This is a genomic window from Thiothrix fructosivorans (assembly GCF_017349355.1).
Taxonomy (GTDB): domain Bacteria; phylum Pseudomonadota; class Gammaproteobacteria; order Thiotrichales; family Thiotrichaceae; genus Thiothrix; species Thiothrix fructosivorans.
This window is the reverse complement of the sequence record NZ_JAFMPM010000008.1, coordinates 1,293,853-1,309,561: the sequence shown is the minus strand read 5'-3', so window position 1 is coordinate 1,309,561 and position 15,709 is coordinate 1,293,853. Positions and strand designations below refer to the sequence as shown.

The window sequence follows — 15,709 nt, the reverse complement described above, 5'->3', positions numbered from 1 at the left end:
TGGCTTCCCGCTTGGGTTTTGTGCTGTTTCAGCACTTCAAACACGCTACAAAACAACAAAAAAAAATGCACGTATTTTGCAAAGTTCTTAACAACACAATGCAAACAAAAAAGCCGAAACGTATCCGGCTTTCTTGATCGGGTTTTGATTGTTGTTACAGATTTCAAAGCGTGACGGTGTTGGGTGGCACTCTTCCTGCTTAGATAACTTCATTGCCCACGGGTGGCATGTTCTCCCATTCGCGGACTTCTGCCGACATAGTGGCGTCTGGTTCCCATCCTTCCAGCAATTCCGCCAATGTGTACACCTTACGTTTGCGGGTAGGGTTAGCCAGTGCTGGCGATACTTCACCAATGGGAAGGAATCCAGCCATATCTTCCGCCGTCAATTCGCGAACTTCACCGCCGTCATCTGTCAGGTGTTCAGTATGGGTAATATTGCCGGTCATCGTTGCGCCTCTTTGGGTGTAAGTGGCAGTCAAGCCGCTGCTTTCCAGCCTTGCCCGGTGCTTTCCAGTTCCAGCCGCTGAATGTGCCGTGCATGGTCGAGCTTACTCAAACGTTCCACCATTGCTTTGATATAGGCGTTGCCCTGAATGTGTTCTTGGTACAGCAAACGGGTGAACCTGTCAGCCGCTGCCGTGATTGGTTGCCGCCCTGCCTCCCAGTTCCTAACGGTGGACTCACTCACGCCCAACACCTCACCCAACATCGTTTGGGAAAGGTCTAATTCCTTACGCAAAAAACGAATTTCCGCCCCATCCAACAAGGGTTGGTTGTTGGTGATGAATAGCCCTATGGTCTTGTGCAGCCCTGCTACATCGGCAATGGCTACCGCTTCACCGTAAGGCGTTTGCTTGCTTTCAAAACCGTTGCGTAACCAAATGCTATCAAGCCCGCAACTTTGATAATGGAATAATTCAGACATAACAACACCTCACTAGATAACGGTAATAATCACAGCAAGATTCCCATGCTGATCTTCATCAATGGCAAGCGCCACGCGGATATATTCGCCTGCGGTAAACATTCTTAGCCTCATTGCCCAATTACCCCGCGCATCCTTAGCGGGTTCTTCCTCAAAGCTGCCCACCTGCAAACAGCGTAAAACCTGCATACGGGTTATTTCCCGCTCCACCATGCGTTGCTCTGCATGACGGGTGAAGAATACCCGCTGCCCATCGCTGGCTAGGTCGTTCAAGATGGCTTTTGCTTGGTGTGGGGTCATGTGCTTTCCTGCCTTGTTGACCGTTAAATATTAACGCCTTTCGGTAGCAATAGATAGGCACAAAAAAGCCGGAACGTGTCCGACATTCTTGATTGGGTTTTGATTGTTGTAACAGATTTCAAAGCGTGACGGGGTTGGGTGACAGTGGACTAATAGTGGTAACGGCACTGCGCAATATACAGGTGGTCACTTTCCACCTTGTACACAATCCGGTGTTCCTCCGTGATGCGCCGTGACCAATACCCCGCCCACTGGTGCTTAAGGGGTTCGGGTTTGCCCACGCCTTCAAACGGGTTGCGCTTCATATCCTTGATTAGGTCATTAACCCGCTTCACGATTTTGCGGTCGGTTTGCTGCCAGTGTAGGTAATCATCCCACGCATCATCAGCCCAACACAGCAGCATTATTCCGCCTCCACGATGTCACGCACCACGCCCCGCCCTGCTTCCAGTTGGGCAATGGCACGGTTCAAGCGTTCGGCATTTTTGGGGCTTGCTGCCAAGTGCGCGGTTTCCGCATAAGCGTTGTATTCATCCAAGGAAATAAGCACCGCCGCCGTACCGTTTTGCCGCGTAATCAGCAATGGCACACGGTCTTGCTCCACCTTATCCAAAGCGTTCGATAGCCCTTTTCTGAAAGCTGAATAGCTGATGGCTTCCATTGGTCACGTCCTCATTTTGTTAGTAAGTACCAATTATTGTACTCACTTTCACACTAAGCAGGTGTTGAAGTTTTCCACGGTGACAGACGCAAAAAAGCCGGAACGTGTCCGGCTCTTTGGGTTTTGATTGTTGTTACAGATTTCAAGCTGCTTGGTGGTGGCTGCTGATTTGGTTGGGCAAGATCGCAAACCGGAAACCCAACCCGCGCATAATTGCTGCGACTGTCTCATAGTGTGGGTTGCCCTGCTCTGACAAGGTTTTATAAAGGCTTTCGCGGTTCAATCCGGTGATGTCTGCCAGCTTTGCAAACCCGCCCTTGGCAATCGCCACGTTACGCAATGCCAACAGCAATACGTGATTATCGCCGTCTTCCATTGCTGCGTTAAGGTACTCGATAACGTCATCATCGGTTTGCAGGTAGTCACTGCTACTGTAGGGTATTGTTGCCATTGGTATCCGCCTTGTAATCTTTCCAGTATTGGATAGCTTGCCGAATGTCTGATTGCTGGCTGTCTTTGTCGCCACCACAAAGCAGAATCACAAGCTCTTGCCCATGCCGACCATAGTAGATGCGGTATCCCGCGCCTATGTCCACACGCAATTCACAAACACCCTCACCCACGGGCTACTATCCGTCTACCTTTGTTGAGGTGCTTTGAATTCTGTTACAACAATCAAACGCCTTGCCCGTTACTGCGTAACGCAAAACCAAAGGGGGAATAACCAAGGGTGAATGGGTGTGTTATCACTGCGTTTTCCCGAAGTGTAGCAAGTGTAGCAACTGTAGCAGTAGCAATTGCTACGGTGAGAACGTCACGGGTTTCTAGGTGGGTTATAAAGTAGTAATAATATATAAATAACAATAAAAACAATAAGTTATATATTATTATAATTATATTATGGTTATATTTTAATCATAAGGAGGCGGGATATAGGCTAAACGTAGCGAAGTGTAGCAAGTGTAGCAACTGTAGCAGCTTTTTTTGTATTGGCTTTCTCAGGCACAAAAAAGCCGGAACGGGTCCGGCTCTCAGGTTGGGGTTTGTGCAACAACCTACCCTGCTTTGGTTTTGAAGGGGATAACCTTCCCGCCCACTTTCAGGGTGTCCAGATAATCCGCCCACGCCTGCATCATTCTGGTTCGTTCTTCCATGTATTCCGCCCGGTTGTATGCCGCTCTAATGGGGTTGGTATCCTTATGGGCAAGCTGCCGTTCTATCGCGTCGGGATTCCATCCCAGTTCATTCAGCAAGCTGGATGCCATGCCCCTAAATCCATGCGGGGTCATCGTGTCATTGTCGTAACCCATCGTGCGTAATGCCGCCCTCACCCCGTTGTCACTCATTGGCTTGCTTGCACCTCTGGCACTGGGAAACACGTACTTAAACCGACCTGTGAGCGGGTACAATTCCCGCAACACCTCCACCGCTTGTCTGCATAGCGGGATAATGTGCGCGGTCTGGTTAGCCCGCTTGATGTGGGTAGGGGCTTTCATGCGCCTTACTTCAATTGTCCATGTAGCGGCTTCAAGGTCTATCTCCGACCATTCCGCCGCCCGTAACTCACCCGGTCTTAACATCACCAATGCCGACAAGAGCAAAGCACACCGCACCACAAACGAACCTTGGTAAGCGTCCATATCCCGCAACAGTTGCCCGACCTTCACCGGGTCTATGATCGCGGCAAAGTGCTTTTTGATACGGGGTTGCAAGATGATGCCGTTATCAATATCCGCCGCTGGGTTACGGTCTGCCAGTTCTAACGTAACCGCGTATTTGTACACTTGCAGGATGTATTGCTTAACCCGCCGTGCTGCATCCCCTGCCCCACGCGCTTCTACCCGCTGGACTACTCGGATAACGTCACCCGGTGTCACTTCATTGATGTTGGTTTTACCCATCCACGGGAAAACATCCCGTTCCAGATAGCTGATAGTGCGTACCGTGTGGCTTTCAGACCATGATTTTTTACTACGCTCGAACCACTCCCGCGCTATCGCCTCAAAACTGTTGGTGGTGATGTCGGTACGGGATGCCTTCATGATGCGTTTGAGGGTGGCGGGGTTCATGCCTCTGGCAAGTTGCGCCCGTGCTTCCATGTGCTTTTCACGGGCTGTTGCAAGGTCGATTTCTGGGTAACTACCAATGGTTAAGTTTTGCCTTTTACCTTCGTACCGATAGGTGTAACGCCAATACCGATTGTTTTTGGCTGTCACGTAAACAGCAAGTCCGCCGCCATCCGCTAAAATGTTGTCCTTGCCGTTTGGTTTTGCCTTTGCCTTCTTAATCTTTGTATCTGTTAGTTTTCTTTCCATGTGTCCATATATCCATGCGCTTAAGTTGATATATGGACAATAGTACAGTCAATTGCATGAGCTTCAGTGAGCCAATCTGATACAACCTGACACAACAAAAGCCCTTACAGATTGCTGCCTGTAAGGGCTTTTGGGTCATCATGATACAACATGAATCAATGAATTGGTCGGGACGATAGGATTTGAACCTACGACCCCCACACCCCCAGTGTGGTGCGCTACCAGGCTGCGCTACGCCCCGACGTGAAGGGGACAGAGCTTACCGTAATCACCGCGTAAGCTCAAGCTGAAATCAACATTTAAGGATAAACAAGATACGTTCCAGCTCTTCCACCAGCGGCGCGACATCATGCCCGTTGAGCACAATTGGCTCTAAGGGATGCACAGATGGCGGTGGCGTGTGCGCTTCATCCAACAATTTCTGCCGCGCACCACTGATGGTATAGCCATTTTCATACAGCAACGCCCGAATCTGACGGATCAGCAACACATCCTCACGCTGATAATAGCGACGGTTACCCCGCCGCTTCATCGGCTTTAAAGAAGGGAACTCACCCTCCCAATAGCGCAATACGTGCGTTTTCACCCCGCACAAATCACTTACCTCACCGATGGTGAAGTAGCGTTTGCCCGGAATGGGTGGCAGTTGACTATTGGGTGTCGCTACTTCCATATTCCTCTACCCGTTGCTTGAGCTTCTGCCCCGGACGGAATGTCACCACACGCCGCGCCGTGACGGGAATTTCTTCACCTGTTTTCGGGTTACGCCCCGGACGTTGGGTCTTGTCACGCAACATAAAATTCCCGAAACCGGACAATTTCACGTTTTTGCCTGTTTCCAAAGCATCGCGGACTTCTTCAAAAAACATCTCGACCAAATCCTTGGCTTCGCGCTTATTCAAACCCAACTCTTCAAACAGATGTTCAACCATGTCTGCTTTGGTTAATGTTGTTGTCATGCACTTTCTCCCTGTTTAACGCAATACCGCACCGACTTCATCCTGAAGCGAAGTAATGACTGTATCGACGATCCGATTGACTTCTGCATCCTCAAGCGTGCGCGTAGCGTCTTGAATAATCAAACTCAACGCAACACTTTTTTGCCCTTCTGGTATGCCTTTACCCGTATAAACATCAAATAAATAATAGGACATTAGCTGCGGAATCGCTGTTTTTTTCACAGCATTTTCCAAAGCAACTGCCAATGTATCTTCTCTGACCAATAATGCTAAATCACGGCGAATAGCCGGGAACTTGGAAATCGCTTGATACTTCGGTAACGCCCGTTGCATCAACAAACTCATATCTAATTCAAAGACATACACGGGTTGTTCCAGACCGAGCTGTTCCTCAATACGTGGATGCAACATGCCCATCCAGCCCACCACGGCTGTCTCAGTCATGATTTCAGCGGATTGACCGGGGTGCAATGCCGCATGAGCAACAGGTGCAAAATAGAATGACGTACCTGTGACCTGTTCCAGCAACGTTTCCACGTCCCCTTTTAAGTCGTAAAAATCGACGTTTCGGTTCACCTGTCCCCACTGTTCTGGGTAAAGATTGCCGGTCAATACGCCCGATAACATGGTTTTTTGCTGTGGCTTGCCAGCTTCACCTTGCGAAAACGCGGGACCAATCTCAAACAAACGCACTCGACTCTGCTGCCGATTTACGTTGTACGTTACCGCCCGCAACAAACCTGACCACAAAGTGCTGCGCATAACACCCAAATCGGCTGAAATCGGGTTCGCCAATGCAATATTATCCGCACCGGGAGCAAGTAAGTGCTCCATTTTCGGATCAACAAAGCTGAACGTAACCGCTTCCTGATAACCCCGCGCCACCAACAACTGACGCAAATGTTCACGTCTAACCGCTGTTTCGCTCGGCTGGGTAATACGCGGCGCACGCGGGCGTAATTCTGCCGGAATCGAATCGTAACCGCGTACCCGTGCCAGCTCTTCGATCAAATCTTCTTCGATATTTAAATCGAAACGTGCCAACGGTGCTTGCACTTGCCAGCCTGCATCGCTGCTGGTGAAGGTGCAATTCAAACGCACCAACACGCCTTCAACCGTTGCCGCCGCCATCGTTATCCCCAGCACACGGCGAATACGTTCAGGACGCAACAGAATCGCTTTGCGCTGCAATATGCTGGTATCCGCTACCGTATCCACCAATGTGCCGACTTCGCCACCGCAAACGCTCACGATCAACTGTGTCGCACGTTCCATTGCCTTAACTGGCATATCAGGGTCGACACCACGCTCGAAACGCGCCGAAGAATCGGTTTGCAAGCCGTAGCTACGCGCCTTACCCATGATTTTGGCAGGGCGGAAATGTGCACTTTCCAGAAATACGTTGCGGGTAGCATCCGTCACCGACGTGGGTTCGCCCCCCATAATGCCTGCCATCGCAACAGGCTGTGTGGCATCGGCAATCACCAGCGTATCGTTACGCAAGGTCGCGGTTTGCCCATCCAGCAGCTTCAGGGTTTCACCCGCATTCGCGTAACGTACCACGATACCGCTTTGCAGTTTGTCGAGGTCGAAAGCGTGCATCGGCTGACCGAGTTCCAGCAACACGTAATTGGTTACGTCAACCGTGGCAGAAATGCTACGTACACCGGCACGGCGCAATTTTTCCTGCATCCAAATCGGCGTGGCGGCTTGCGGGTTGATATTGCGAATAATGCGCCCAACATAACGCGGGCAAGCATCCGCCGCTTGTAAGTCAACCGGAAACGTGTCGGTATGCTGGATGGTTTGCGCGGGGATTTCCGGCACATTCAACGGTACATCCATGACCAAGGCGGTTTCACGCGCCACACCAATCATGCTCATGCAATCGCCACGGTTCGCGGTAATCGCCAACTCAATCACTTCGTCATTGAGTTTCAAATACTCACGGATGTCCATGCCCACGGGCGCATCATCTGGCAATTCCAGCAAGCCGTCGGACTTGTCGGACATACCCAATTCGGTTGATGAACACAACATGCCGAACGATTCCACACCACGCAGCTTGCCTTTTTTGATCTTTAAATCCGTGCCATCGGGTAGTGGCAATACCGCGCCGATCAGTGCCAATGGCACTTTGATGCCCGCACGCACATTGCTCGCACCACACACTATTTGCAGAATTTCGCCACGTCCATTGTCGACTTTGCAGACACTGAGTTTATCAGCATCAGGGTGTTTTTCACGTTCGAGGACATGACCCACCACAATGTTGGTGAAGGCGGTGGCTACTGCATCACGCGCTTCCACTTCGCAGCCGGACATGGTGAGTTTGTCGGCAATCACATCCAGCGCTAGCGGGGTATCAATCCACTCACGCAGCCATTTTTCACTGACTTTCATAAGGTTACTCCGCTTTGTTCAACCGAATTGTTTGAGGAAGCGCACGTCGTTATCAAACATCACGCGCAAGTCATTGATCTGATAGCGTAACATCGCCAAACGCTCGACCCCGAAACCAAACGCGAAGCCAGTGTATTTTTCGCTGTCGATACCGACGTTTTTCAGCACGTTCGGATGCACCATGCCGCAGCCCATCACTTCCAGCCAACCCGTGCCTTTGCACACACGGCAACCGTCACCACCACAGTGCACGCACTGAATGTCGGTTTCTGCCGATGGCTCGGTAAAGGGGAAAAACGTGGCACGGAAACGTGTCGGTAATTCATCTACTTCAAAGAAAGCTTTAAAGAAGGCTTCGAGAATGCCTTTTAAATCCGCGAAGGTCACGTCTTCGTCGACCATCAAACCTTCCACTTGGTGGAACATCGGGCTGTGGGTCATGTCGGAATCGCAACGGTATACCCGACCCGGCGAAATGATACGCAGCGGTGGAGGATTGTTTTCCATGTGACGCACTTGCACGGATGAGGTATGGGTACGCAGCAGCAAGCCACTATCCATATAAAAGGTATCGTGCATCGCACGTGCCGGATGCGATTCTGGGATATTCAATGCGGTAAAGTTGTGAAAATCGTCTTCAATTTCAGGACCTTCTGCCAAACTGAAACCCAATTGTGCGAAGATCTCGCTAATGCGTTGAATGGTTTGCGTAACAGGATGCAAACTGCCAGTATCCATCCGACGCCCCGGCAAAGTGACATCCACTTTTTCAGCTTGCAAACGCGCATTCAGTGCTTCAACTTGCAAGCTTTGCTTACGCTCATCCAAAGCCAGCGTGAGTGCTTGCTTGGCAGTATTGATTTCCGCACCAGCCGCTTTACGCTCTTCATGCGGTAACTTACCCAGTTGCTTGAGTTGCTCGGTCAACAAACCAGTCTTGCCTAGATACTGCACACGCACCTGATCCAACGCGGTGAGGCTGACGGCTTGCGAAATCTGCTCGTGGGCTACGCCCATCAATTCCAGCAAACTTTGCACGACGATTTCCTTAAATATATGGGGTTTTATCGGTAAAAAGCAAAAGGCGGGGAGAGGTAAAACCTTCCCCCGCCTTGCTCACCCATTTACGGGTATTTTTCAGCGCATCTTAATGCAGCTTAAGCAGCTAGGGCAGCTTTTGCCTTCTCTGCGACTGCACCAAACGCAGTGATGTCGTGGACTGCCAGATCAGCCAGAACCTTACGGTCAAGGCTAATATTGGCTTTCTTCAAACCATTCATCATGCGGCTGTAAGACAGACCGAACAGACGTGCACCAGCATTAATACGCACGATCCACAGAGCGCGGAATTGGCGTTTTTTCTGACGGCGGTCGCGGAATGCGTATTGACCAGCTTTGATAACTGCTTGATGCGCAACCCGGTAGACCCGGCTTCTAGCACCGTAGTAACCTTTAGCCAGCTTGAGAATTTTCTTGTGACGGGCATGTGCCGTTACACCACGTTTAACTCTTGCCATGTTTTAAATCCTCCTGATTACGCGTAGGGCAGCATTTTTTGTACATTGCCGTGGTCGGCTGCAACAACGAAGTTGTCGCCTGAACGCAAATGACGCTTACGCTTGGTGGATTTTTTAGTCAAGATATGACGCAGGTGTGACTGCTTGCGTTTAAACAAGCCACTGCCGTTTTTCTTGAAACGTTTAGCCGCAGCACGGCTACTTTTCATCTTAGGCATCTTGGTCTCCTTTTCGATCAGGTAGATAAAACATCCTGCAAGAGTGCCTTGCCTTAACAGGATGGTGTTGGGGAATGCCCCCAATGTTGGGCTTAGATTTTTTTCTTGCCACCGAGCATCATAACCATTTGACGGCCTTCCAGACGCGGGAATTGCTCAACAACGGCAATGTCTTCTAGCTCTTTCTCAACGCGCTTGAGAACATCCATCCCCAGCTCTTTGTGAGCCATTTCACGCCCTTTAAAGCGCAGGGTGACTTTAACCTTATCGCCCTCTTCCAGAAACTCTTTCAGTTTTCGCAGTTTGATCTGGTAATCGCCTTCATCCGTTGCCGGACGCATCTTGATTTCCTTGACCTGCACTTGTTTCTGGTTTTTTCGGGCTATCGCAGCTTTTTTGCTTTCATCGAAACGGAATTTGCCATAATCCATGATGCGGCAAACCGGTGGTTTCGCATTGGGTACGATTTCCACCAGATCAAGCTCGGCATCGTAGGCCATTTCCATTGCGTCCCGTAAGGAGACAACACCTTGATTTTCACCTTCCGCATCAATCAGACGAATTTTCGGAACGTTAATATCGTCATTAATACGGTGTTCTTTTTCGAGAGCGATAAGTTTAATCCTCAGATAGTGATAAGCGACGCGCAGCAATTTCCGCATTCAGACGTTGCAAAACTTCCGCTAATGGGAAAGTTCCTAAGTCTTTACCGGAACGGGTGCGCATGGCTACAGATTGTGTTTCCACTTCGCGGTCTCCGACTACCAACAGGTAGGGGACACGTTGCATCGTGTGTTCACGGATTTTAAAGCCAATTTTTTCATTTCTCAAGTCTGATACAGCGCGAATACCTGCATCAAGCAATTGCTTGGTGGCATCTTGCACGAAATCGGCTTGTTTGTCCGTGATATTCATCACGACAGCTTGCGTTGGCGCTAACCAGAGCGGGAAACGCCCTTCGTAATGCTCGATCAGGATGCCAGTGAAGCGTTCCAATGAACCAAATAATGCACGATGCAACATAACCGGACGTTTACGGGTATTATCTTCCGCTACGTAGGTCAGATCAAAGCGTTCTGGCAAGCTCATATCGACTTGCAGCGTACCACACTGCCAATCACGACCGATAGCATCACGCAATACAAATTCCAGCTTAGGGCCGTAAAATGCGCCTTCACCGGGGAACAATGTATACGGCAACTTCATGCTATCGAGTGCATTGCCGAGCGCGTGTTCCAGCAAATCCCAACTCTCATCCGAACCAATGCGGTTTTCTGGACGAGTAGACAATTTGATGTGAACATTTTCAAAGCCAAATTCTTTGTAAATGTCGAGCACCAACGCCACTACGTCCTTGCACTCTTGCGCCATCTGGTCTTCAGTACAGAAGATATGCGCATCATCCTGTGTGAAGTGGCGTACACGCATCAAGCCGTGTAATGCACCGGACGGTTCGTAGCGGTGTACTTTGCCGAATTCAGCCATACGCAATGGTAGGTCGCGGTAGCTTTTCAAACCCTGTGAAAACATCAACATGCCACCGGGGCAGTTCATCGGTTTCAGGGCGAAGACACGCTCGTCTTCTGTCGTTGTGGTGAACATATTGTCACGGTAGTTAAACCAGTGACCGGAGGTTTCCCACAGACTGCGATCCATGACATCGGGGGTGTTTACCTCGACGTAGCCAGCGCGTTGCTGGCGTTGACGCATGTAGCCAATCAAGGCTTGGAATACTGTCCAACCTTTGGGATGCCAGAAGACTGCACCGGGGGCTTGTTCGTCGAAATGGAATAAATCCAATTGACGACCGAGTTTACGGTGATCACGCTTTTCAGCCTCTTCCAACATCGTCAGGTAGGCTTGTAAATCTTTTTTGTTTGCCCACGCTGTACCATAAATGCGTTGCAGCATGGCGTTGTTGGAATTGCCACGCCAGTAAGCACCTGCCACCTTCATCACTTTGACGGAGGGGATTTTTCCCGTGCTAGGAACGTGAGGACCACGGCACAAGTCAATAAAATCGCCTTGACGATAGAGCGACAGCGTTTGGTCGGCGGGAATGCCTGCGATGATTTCCGCTTTGTATGCTTCCCCCATATTCAGAAAGAAGCTTACGGCTTCATCGCGTGACAGGGTGCTACGCTCGACGGGAATATCTTGCTTGATGAGATCCTGCATCCGCGCATCAATCGCCTGTAAATCTTCAGGCGTGAACGGGCGTGGGGAGGCAAAATCGTAGTAAAAGCCATTTTCGACCGTGGGACCAATGGTGACTTGTACTTCAGGGAATAATTGTTTGACCGCTTGAGCCATCAAATGCGCGGCGGAATGGCGGATAATATCCAAGCCTTCGGCATCTTTCGCAGTGATAATACTCAGGGAAACATCGTGATCAATGACATAGCTGGCATCAACCAATTGATCGTTTACTTTGCCTGCGAGTGTCGCTTTAGCCAAACCCGCGCCAATATCGGCAGCAACGGCAAGGACAGAAAGGGGGGCATCGTAAGAACGTTGACTTGCGTCGGGGAGAGTAATGATAGGCATATTGTACTCCAGTGGTGGCCTATACGAGGGGTCACGTGGTTATAGTGGTTGTGTATGAAAGTGGTAGGCGTAATTGGACTCGAACCAACGACCCCCACCATGTCAAGGTGGTGCTCTAACCAACTGAGCTATACGCCTGTCGCTGAAGGTGGTGAATTATAGGGAATCAGAAACAAAAGGCAAGCCTTTTTTTCACGCAAACGCCATTTGCCTACCACATTGCCACATTTCATCTCGGAGCACTTGCGGCATGAACACGCAAAGCTCGATAATTGCCATGCTGATCCAATGGATGGCTTACTTTCTTCTAACATACAATGACAATGAATAACTTATGAAAATTGCAATTGCCGGAACGGGCTATGTCGGTCTTTCCAACGCCATGCTGTTAGCGCAACACCATGAAGTGGTTGCCCTCGACATTCTCCCCGAAAAAGTCGCCCAATTGAATGCGCATCAATCCCCGATTGTGGATACCGAAATCGAAGCATTCCTGTTGCGCAATGATTTGAATTTCCGCGCCACGCTTGACAAGGAAGACGCATACCGTGGGGCGACCTTCGTGGTCATTGCAACGCCGACGGATTATGACCCGCAAACCAATTATTTCAATACGCGTTCGGTCGAAGCGGTCGTGCGTGATGTCATGGTAATCAATCCTGATGCCGTCATGATTATAAAATCCACTGTGCCAGTCGGCTACACCGCCCGCTTGCGCCAAGAAGTCGGCAGCGACAATATTATTTTCTCGCCGGAATTTTTACGCGAAGGTAGAGCGTTATACGACAATCTCTACCCTTCCCGCATTGTGATCGGAGAACGCTCGGAACGCGCCCAAGTCTTTGCAGGCTTATTGCAACAAGGGGCGGTCAAACAAGATGCACCCGTGCTATTCACCGACTCGACCGAAGCCGAAGCCATTAAGCTGTTTGCGAATACCTACCTCGCGATGCGCGTGGCATACTTCAATGAGCTGGATACGTATGCGGCAACGAATACCTTGGACACGCGCCAAATCATTGACGGCGTATGCCTTGATCCGCGTATTGGCAATCATTACAACAACCCATCATTCGGTTACGGCGGTTATTGCTTACCTAAAGACACCAAGCAATTGCTCGCTAATTACAATCAAGTACCGCAAAACCTGATTCACGCGATTGTCGATTCCAACCGCACCCGTAAAGATTTTATTGCGGATGATGTGATTCGGCGTAACCCGCGTGTTGTTGGCATCTACCGCTTAGTCATGAAGGCGGGGTCGGATAATTTCCGCGCCTCTTCCATTCAAGGCATTATGAAGCGCATTAAAGCAAAAGGGATTGATGTAGTGGTGTACGAACCCGTGCTGGAAGAAGAAACGTTTTTCCGCTCCGCTGTCATTCGCAATATCGACGCTTTCAAGCAAATGAGCGATGTCATTATTGCCAACCGCATGAGCGACGAGCTACACGATGTCGCGGCGAAGGTTTACACCCGCGACCTATTTGGCAGCGACTAACACCGCATCCCGTAAACGCGCCTCAACCCGCAATGCAGTCATCCGCTGCGGGTCGGCAATGGCGGGGTACAGGTGGAAATGCGCGGCAACTTCCTGCGCATAATGGCTTGCCATCTGTTCCACTCGCGCACGGTCAGCAAGCGACAAACGTGCCAAACCCAGCAAACGCGGCGCAAGGCGTTGCAAGTAACGATCACACAAATCTTGCTCCGCTGGTTTGCGCCACGTTTCGCGCAATAGCAGCGGTGGGAAATGCTCCGCTGCCAGCTTATCCACCACCTCATTAGCCGCATTCAGCCATTGCCCAGCGCCATCGGGCGTGCGCAAAAACCACTTCGCCTGCGGGTTTTGCCCTGCCCTGTCTTTCACATTCTGCTCTAAGCGATAACTCAGCGGCGGCGCACCTCGGCGCTCTTCTTCAGGCGTATTGCGCAACTCAAGCTGGCTGGCACTCACCGCTTTCCAGATGGGGTAAATACGCGCTTGCGACATTTCAGTCGGCAATCGGCAACTCGCCAACAAGGCTAATGGGTAGTGATCGGTTTCATCCAACAACCAGAACTCGTAATGGTCATCTTGCGGCAAGGGTACGGGGGTTGTTTCGAGGGTGGCAACAATAGGCGGGTACGCGATTTCGAGCGCGTCACGGTCAATACTGGGATCAAGCGGATAAGGACGAAAACCATGACGCGCCGACCATAGCCCGATCCTAGCGTACTGAATACCACGAGGGGTTTGACATTGGAACTGAAGTTCCCAGTCTATCCCATTGAAACTTAAGGCACGAATCTGCGCGGATGCCACCACTTGCACCGCGCTACTGAAAGGATTATGCAAACGTTTCGCATAACAGTCCATCAAGTCCTCATTAACCCCTCGGACGGCTACGACGGCGCTGACCGCCACCTTGCCCACCACCGTTGTGACCATGCCCGCCTGGATGGTGCGGAACACGTTCACGCTGGCTACGGTGTGGACGATGCAAATCTGCTGGCAATAATTCGGCAGTAATTTTGCTCACCGGAATCGACTTACCCGTGTATTCCTCAATATCCGGCAGGTAAAACGCGGTATCTTCGCACGCAAAGCTATGTGCCTCACCTGATGCACCCGCCCGCGCAGTACGCCCGATACGGTGCACGTAATCTTCCGCCAATTGCGGCAAATCAAAATTGAAAACGTGGGATACATCAGGAATATGCAAGCCCCGCGCTGCCACATCGGTCGCAATCATCACCTGAAACTCACCGGCTTCAAAGTTTTGCAACAGCTTTTCGCGCTTATTCTGACGCACATCCCCCGAAATCAGGTCAGAGGTAATGCCATTAGCGCGGAGATAATCATCAATCTTTTCAGCAATGTGTTTGGTATTCACAAACACAATCGCACGGAACGGCTGAAGTTTACGCACCAACCCCACCAGCAATGGAATTTTTTCCTCGTTCGCCGGAAAATAAACATGCTCCGCAATATTATCCGCTCGCACCGATTCCGCCTCAATTTTGATTTGCTGCGGGTTATTCATGTGTTCGTAGGCTAATTCCAACACGCGCTGTGACAGCGTAGCAGAAAACAGCATATTCAAACGTTTCTCAGGCGGTGGCATTTTGTGCATCAAGAAACGCACATCTTGAATGAAACCCATGTCAAACATGCGATCAGCTTCATCCATCACCAAGGCTTGCGCGTATTTGAGGGTGAAAACATGCTGTTTCCAGTAATCAATCACCCGCCCAGGTGTGCCGATCAAGACATCGACTGGCTCTTCAAATTGGCGGCGTTGCTTGTCGTAACCTGCCCCGCCATAGACCAATACCGAACGCAAGCCCGTGTGTTTACCCAGCTCTTCCGCATCCCGCGCAATCTGAATTGCCAGTTCACGCGTTGGCGCAAGAATCATGCAGCGCACTGTTCCAGCACCCGCCGCTGGCAAGGGATGCGTTAATAAATGCTGAAAAACAGCCACCAAAAACGCGCCGGTTTTGCCCGTGCCCGTTTGGGCTTGCCCCGCAATATCGCGCCCAGCTAATGCGAGCGGCAACGTCTCCGCTTGAATCCGCGAGCAGAACTCAAAACCAGTCTCCCGGAGCGACGCCAAGATGCGCTCATCCAGCGGGAAATCAGCAAAACGTATTTGACTTAAGTAGAAATTTTCCATTGCGCGAGAATATCACACTGAATCAACAAGGCGTCACAAAAAGCGCAACAACTTTTAGGTATTTTTCAAGATAACCTTACAAAAATCCACATTGTCGACAGACAAAAAACCTGCTGTCGACAATATAACTAATTAAGCAGGAATTTCCGATAAAATGTATTCTAATAGTCGACACTATGCGATATTATTCTGTGCCTTCGTTA

General features: G+C 50.4%; 19 protein-coding genes and 2 tRNA genes. 1 reads left to right on the top strand and 20 read right to left on the bottom strand.

What is annotated here, in order from left to right; all coding sequences use genetic code 11:
• Window positions 1–199: 199 nt before the first annotated feature.
• The 18 genes from J1836_RS20490 to J1836_RS20405 all read right to left on the bottom strand — a co-directional run bounded on the left by J1836_RS20490 (window position 200) and on the right by J1836_RS20405 (window position 11,985).
• Window positions 200–481: a hypothetical protein gene (locus tag J1836_RS20490; RefSeq protein ID WP_207252990.1), complete on the bottom strand. Its 282-nt coding sequence runs from the start codon at window positions 479–481 to the stop codon at window positions 200–202.
• Entirely contained in the window at window positions 478–927 is a 450-nt protein-coding gene (locus J1836_RS20485) for a helix-turn-helix domain-containing protein (RefSeq protein ID WP_207252989.1), read from the bottom strand. Before J1836_RS20485 ends, J1836_RS20490 begins: the two co-directional genes overlap by 4 nt.
• Before the next feature lie 12 nt (window positions 928–939).
• Window positions 940–1,227 (bottom strand): DUF4258 domain-containing protein, encoded by a 288-nt coding sequence (locus J1836_RS20480; protein WP_207252988.1) that lies wholly within the window; start codon window positions 1,225–1,227, stop codon window positions 940–942.
• Between the two features lie 149 nt (window positions 1,228–1,376).
• Window positions 1,377–1,631, bottom strand: a complete 255-nt coding sequence (locus J1836_RS20475) for a Txe/YoeB family addiction module toxin (RefSeq protein ID WP_207252987.1) — start codon at window positions 1,629–1,631, stop codon at window positions 1,377–1,379.
• A complete protein-coding gene (locus tag J1836_RS20470; RefSeq protein WP_207252986.1) occupies window positions 1,631–1,888 on the bottom strand; it encodes a type II toxin-antitoxin system Phd/YefM family antitoxin in 258 nt (85 codons plus the stop codon). Before J1836_RS20470 ends, J1836_RS20475 begins: the two co-directional genes overlap by 1 nt.
• 142 nt (window positions 1,889–2,030) lie before the next feature.
• Window positions 2,031–2,339: an addiction module antidote protein gene (locus J1836_RS20465; protein ID WP_207252985.1), complete on the bottom strand. Its 309-nt coding sequence runs from the start codon at window positions 2,337–2,339 to the stop codon at window positions 2,031–2,033.
• Window positions 2,317–2,511, bottom strand: a complete 195-nt coding sequence (locus J1836_RS20460; RefSeq protein WP_207252984.1) for a type II toxin-antitoxin system RelE/ParE family toxin — start codon at window positions 2,509–2,511, stop codon at window positions 2,317–2,319. Before J1836_RS20460 ends, J1836_RS20465 begins: the two co-directional genes overlap by 23 nt.
• A 432-nt stretch (window positions 2,512–2,943) precedes the next feature.
• Window positions 2,944–4,203 carry a tyrosine-type recombinase/integrase gene (locus tag J1836_RS20455; protein WP_207252983.1) on the bottom strand — a complete coding sequence of 420 codons (1,260 nt, stop codon included), beginning with the start codon at window positions 4,201–4,203 and terminating at the stop codon, window positions 2,944–2,946.
• Between the two features lie 164 nt (window positions 4,204–4,367).
• Window positions 4,368–4,444 (bottom strand) — tRNA-Pro (locus J1836_RS20450).
• A gap of 51 nt (window positions 4,445–4,495) precedes the next feature.
• Entirely contained in the window at window positions 4,496–4,876 is a 381-nt protein-coding gene (locus J1836_RS20445) for a MerR family transcriptional regulator (RefSeq protein ID WP_207252982.1), read from the bottom strand.
• On the bottom strand, window positions 4,854–5,162 hold the full coding sequence (locus J1836_RS20440; RefSeq protein WP_207252981.1) for an integration host factor subunit alpha: 309 nt from the start codon (window positions 5,160–5,162) through the stop codon (window positions 4,854–4,856). Before J1836_RS20440 ends, J1836_RS20445 begins: the two co-directional genes overlap by 23 nt.
• Before the next feature lie 15 nt (window positions 5,163–5,177).
• A complete protein-coding gene (gene pheT, locus J1836_RS20435; RefSeq protein ID WP_207252980.1) occupies window positions 5,178–7,565 on the bottom strand; it encodes a phenylalanine--tRNA ligase subunit beta in 2,388 nt (795 codons plus the stop codon).
• 18 nt (window positions 7,566–7,583) lie between these two features.
• Window positions 7,584–8,603, bottom strand: a complete 1,020-nt coding sequence (gene pheS / locus J1836_RS20430; RefSeq protein ID WP_207252979.1) for a phenylalanine--tRNA ligase subunit alpha — start codon at window positions 8,601–8,603, stop codon at window positions 7,584–7,586.
• A gap of 119 nt (window positions 8,604–8,722) precedes the next feature.
• Complete coding sequence (rplT, locus tag J1836_RS20425; protein WP_202717469.1) at window positions 8,723–9,082, bottom strand: 50S ribosomal protein L20; 360 nt, start codon at window positions 9,080–9,082, stop codon at window positions 8,723–8,725.
• A 17-nt stretch (window positions 9,083–9,099) separates the two neighbouring features.
• Window positions 9,100–9,300 carry a 50S ribosomal protein L35 gene (rpmI, locus tag J1836_RS20420; RefSeq protein WP_202717470.1) on the bottom strand — a complete coding sequence of 67 codons (201 nt, stop codon included), beginning with the start codon at window positions 9,298–9,300 and terminating at the stop codon, window positions 9,100–9,102.
• 92 nt (window positions 9,301–9,392) lie between these two features.
• Window positions 9,393–9,962, bottom strand: a complete 570-nt coding sequence (infC, locus tag J1836_RS20415) for a translation initiation factor IF-3 (protein WP_207252978.1) — start codon at window positions 9,960–9,962, stop codon at window positions 9,393–9,395.
• Window positions 9,919–11,847 carry a threonine--tRNA ligase gene (thrS, locus tag J1836_RS20410; RefSeq protein WP_207252977.1) on the bottom strand — a complete coding sequence of 643 codons (1,929 nt, stop codon included), beginning with the start codon at window positions 11,845–11,847 and terminating at the stop codon, window positions 9,919–9,921. Before thrS ends, infC begins: the two co-directional genes overlap by 44 nt.
• A gap of 61 nt (window positions 11,848–11,908) precedes the next feature.
• Window positions 11,909–11,985: transfer RNA gene (locus tag J1836_RS20405), tRNA-Val, on the bottom strand.
• 196 nt (window positions 11,986–12,181) lie between these two features.
• Between J1836_RS20405 and J1836_RS20400 the strand changes: the two genes are divergently transcribed.
• Window positions 12,182–13,348 carry a nucleotide sugar dehydrogenase gene (locus J1836_RS20400; RefSeq protein WP_207252976.1) on the top strand — a complete coding sequence of 389 codons (1,167 nt, stop codon included), beginning with the start codon at window positions 12,182–12,184 and terminating at the stop codon, window positions 13,346–13,348.
• On the opposite strand, the gene J1836_RS20395 is transcribed toward J1836_RS20400, so the two are convergent.
• Both J1836_RS20395 and J1836_RS20390 read right to left on the bottom strand, forming a co-directional pair.
• Complete coding sequence (locus J1836_RS20395) at window positions 13,331–14,302, bottom strand: hypothetical protein (protein ID WP_207252975.1); 972 nt, start codon at window positions 14,300–14,302, stop codon at window positions 13,331–13,333. The genes J1836_RS20400 and J1836_RS20395 overlap by 18 nt on opposite strands.
• On the bottom strand, window positions 14,217–15,506 hold the full coding sequence (locus J1836_RS20390) for a DEAD/DEAH box helicase (protein ID WP_207252974.1): 1,290 nt from the start codon (window positions 15,504–15,506) through the stop codon (window positions 14,217–14,219). The genes J1836_RS20395 and J1836_RS20390 overlap by 86 nt, the downstream gene beginning before the upstream one ends.
• Window positions 15,507–15,709: the final 203 nt, after the last annotated feature.

What these genes read in the sequence shown, in the direction of transcription:
- J1836_RS20485 (WP_207252989.1), bottom strand. Translation starts at nt 927, where the DNA reads ATGTCTGAATTATTCCATTATCAAAGTTGCGGGCTTGATAGCATTTGG.
- J1836_RS20480 (WP_207252988.1), bottom strand. Translation starts at nt 1,227, where the DNA reads ATGACCCCACACCAAGCAAAAGCCATCTTGAACGACCTAGCCAGCGAT.
- J1836_RS20475 (WP_207252987.1), bottom strand. Translation starts at nt 1,631, where the DNA reads ATGCTGCTGTGTTGGGCTGATGATGCGTGGGATGATTACCTACACTGG.
- J1836_RS20470 (WP_207252986.1), bottom strand. Translation starts at nt 1,888, where the DNA reads ATGGAAGCCATCAGCTATTCAGCTTTCAGAAAAGGGCTATCGAACGCT.
- J1836_RS20465 (WP_207252985.1), bottom strand. Translation starts at nt 2,339, where the DNA reads ATGGCAACAATACCCTACAGTAGCAGTGACTACCTGCAAACCGATGAT.
- J1836_RS20455 (WP_207252983.1), bottom strand. Translation starts at nt 4,203, where the DNA reads ATGGAAAGAAAACTAACAGATACAAAGATTAAGAAGGCAAAGGCAAAA.
- J1836_RS20445 (WP_207252982.1), bottom strand. Translation starts at nt 4,876, where the DNA reads ATGGAAGTAGCGACACCCAATAGTCAACTGCCACCCATTCCGGGCAAA.
- J1836_RS20440 (WP_207252981.1), bottom strand. Translation starts at nt 5,162, where the DNA reads ATGACAACAACATTAACCAAAGCAGACATGGTTGAACATCTGTTTGAA.
- pheT (WP_207252980.1), bottom strand. Translation starts at nt 7,565, where the DNA reads ATGAAAGTCAGTGAAAAATGGCTGCGTGAGTGGATTGATACCCCGCTA.
- rplT (WP_202717469.1), bottom strand. Translation starts at nt 9,082, where the DNA reads ATGGCAAGAGTTAAACGTGGTGTAACGGCACATGCCCGTCACAAGAAA.
- rpmI (WP_202717470.1), bottom strand. Translation starts at nt 9,300, where the DNA reads ATGCCTAAGATGAAAAGTAGCCGTGCTGCGGCTAAACGTTTCAAGAAA.
- infC (WP_207252978.1), bottom strand. Translation starts at nt 9,962, where the DNA reads ATGCGGAAATTGCTGCGCGTCGCTTATCACTATCTGAGGATTAAACTT.
- thrS (WP_207252977.1), bottom strand. Translation starts at nt 11,847, where the DNA reads ATGCCTATCATTACTCTCCCCGACGCAAGTCAACGTTCTTACGATGCC.
- J1836_RS20400 (WP_207252976.1), top strand. Translation starts at nt 12,182, where the DNA reads ATGAAAATTGCAATTGCCGGAACGGGCTATGTCGGTCTTTCCAACGCC.
- J1836_RS20390 (WP_207252974.1), bottom strand. Translation starts at nt 15,506, where the DNA reads ATGGAAAATTTCTACTTAAGTCAAATACGTTTTGCTGATTTCCCGCTG.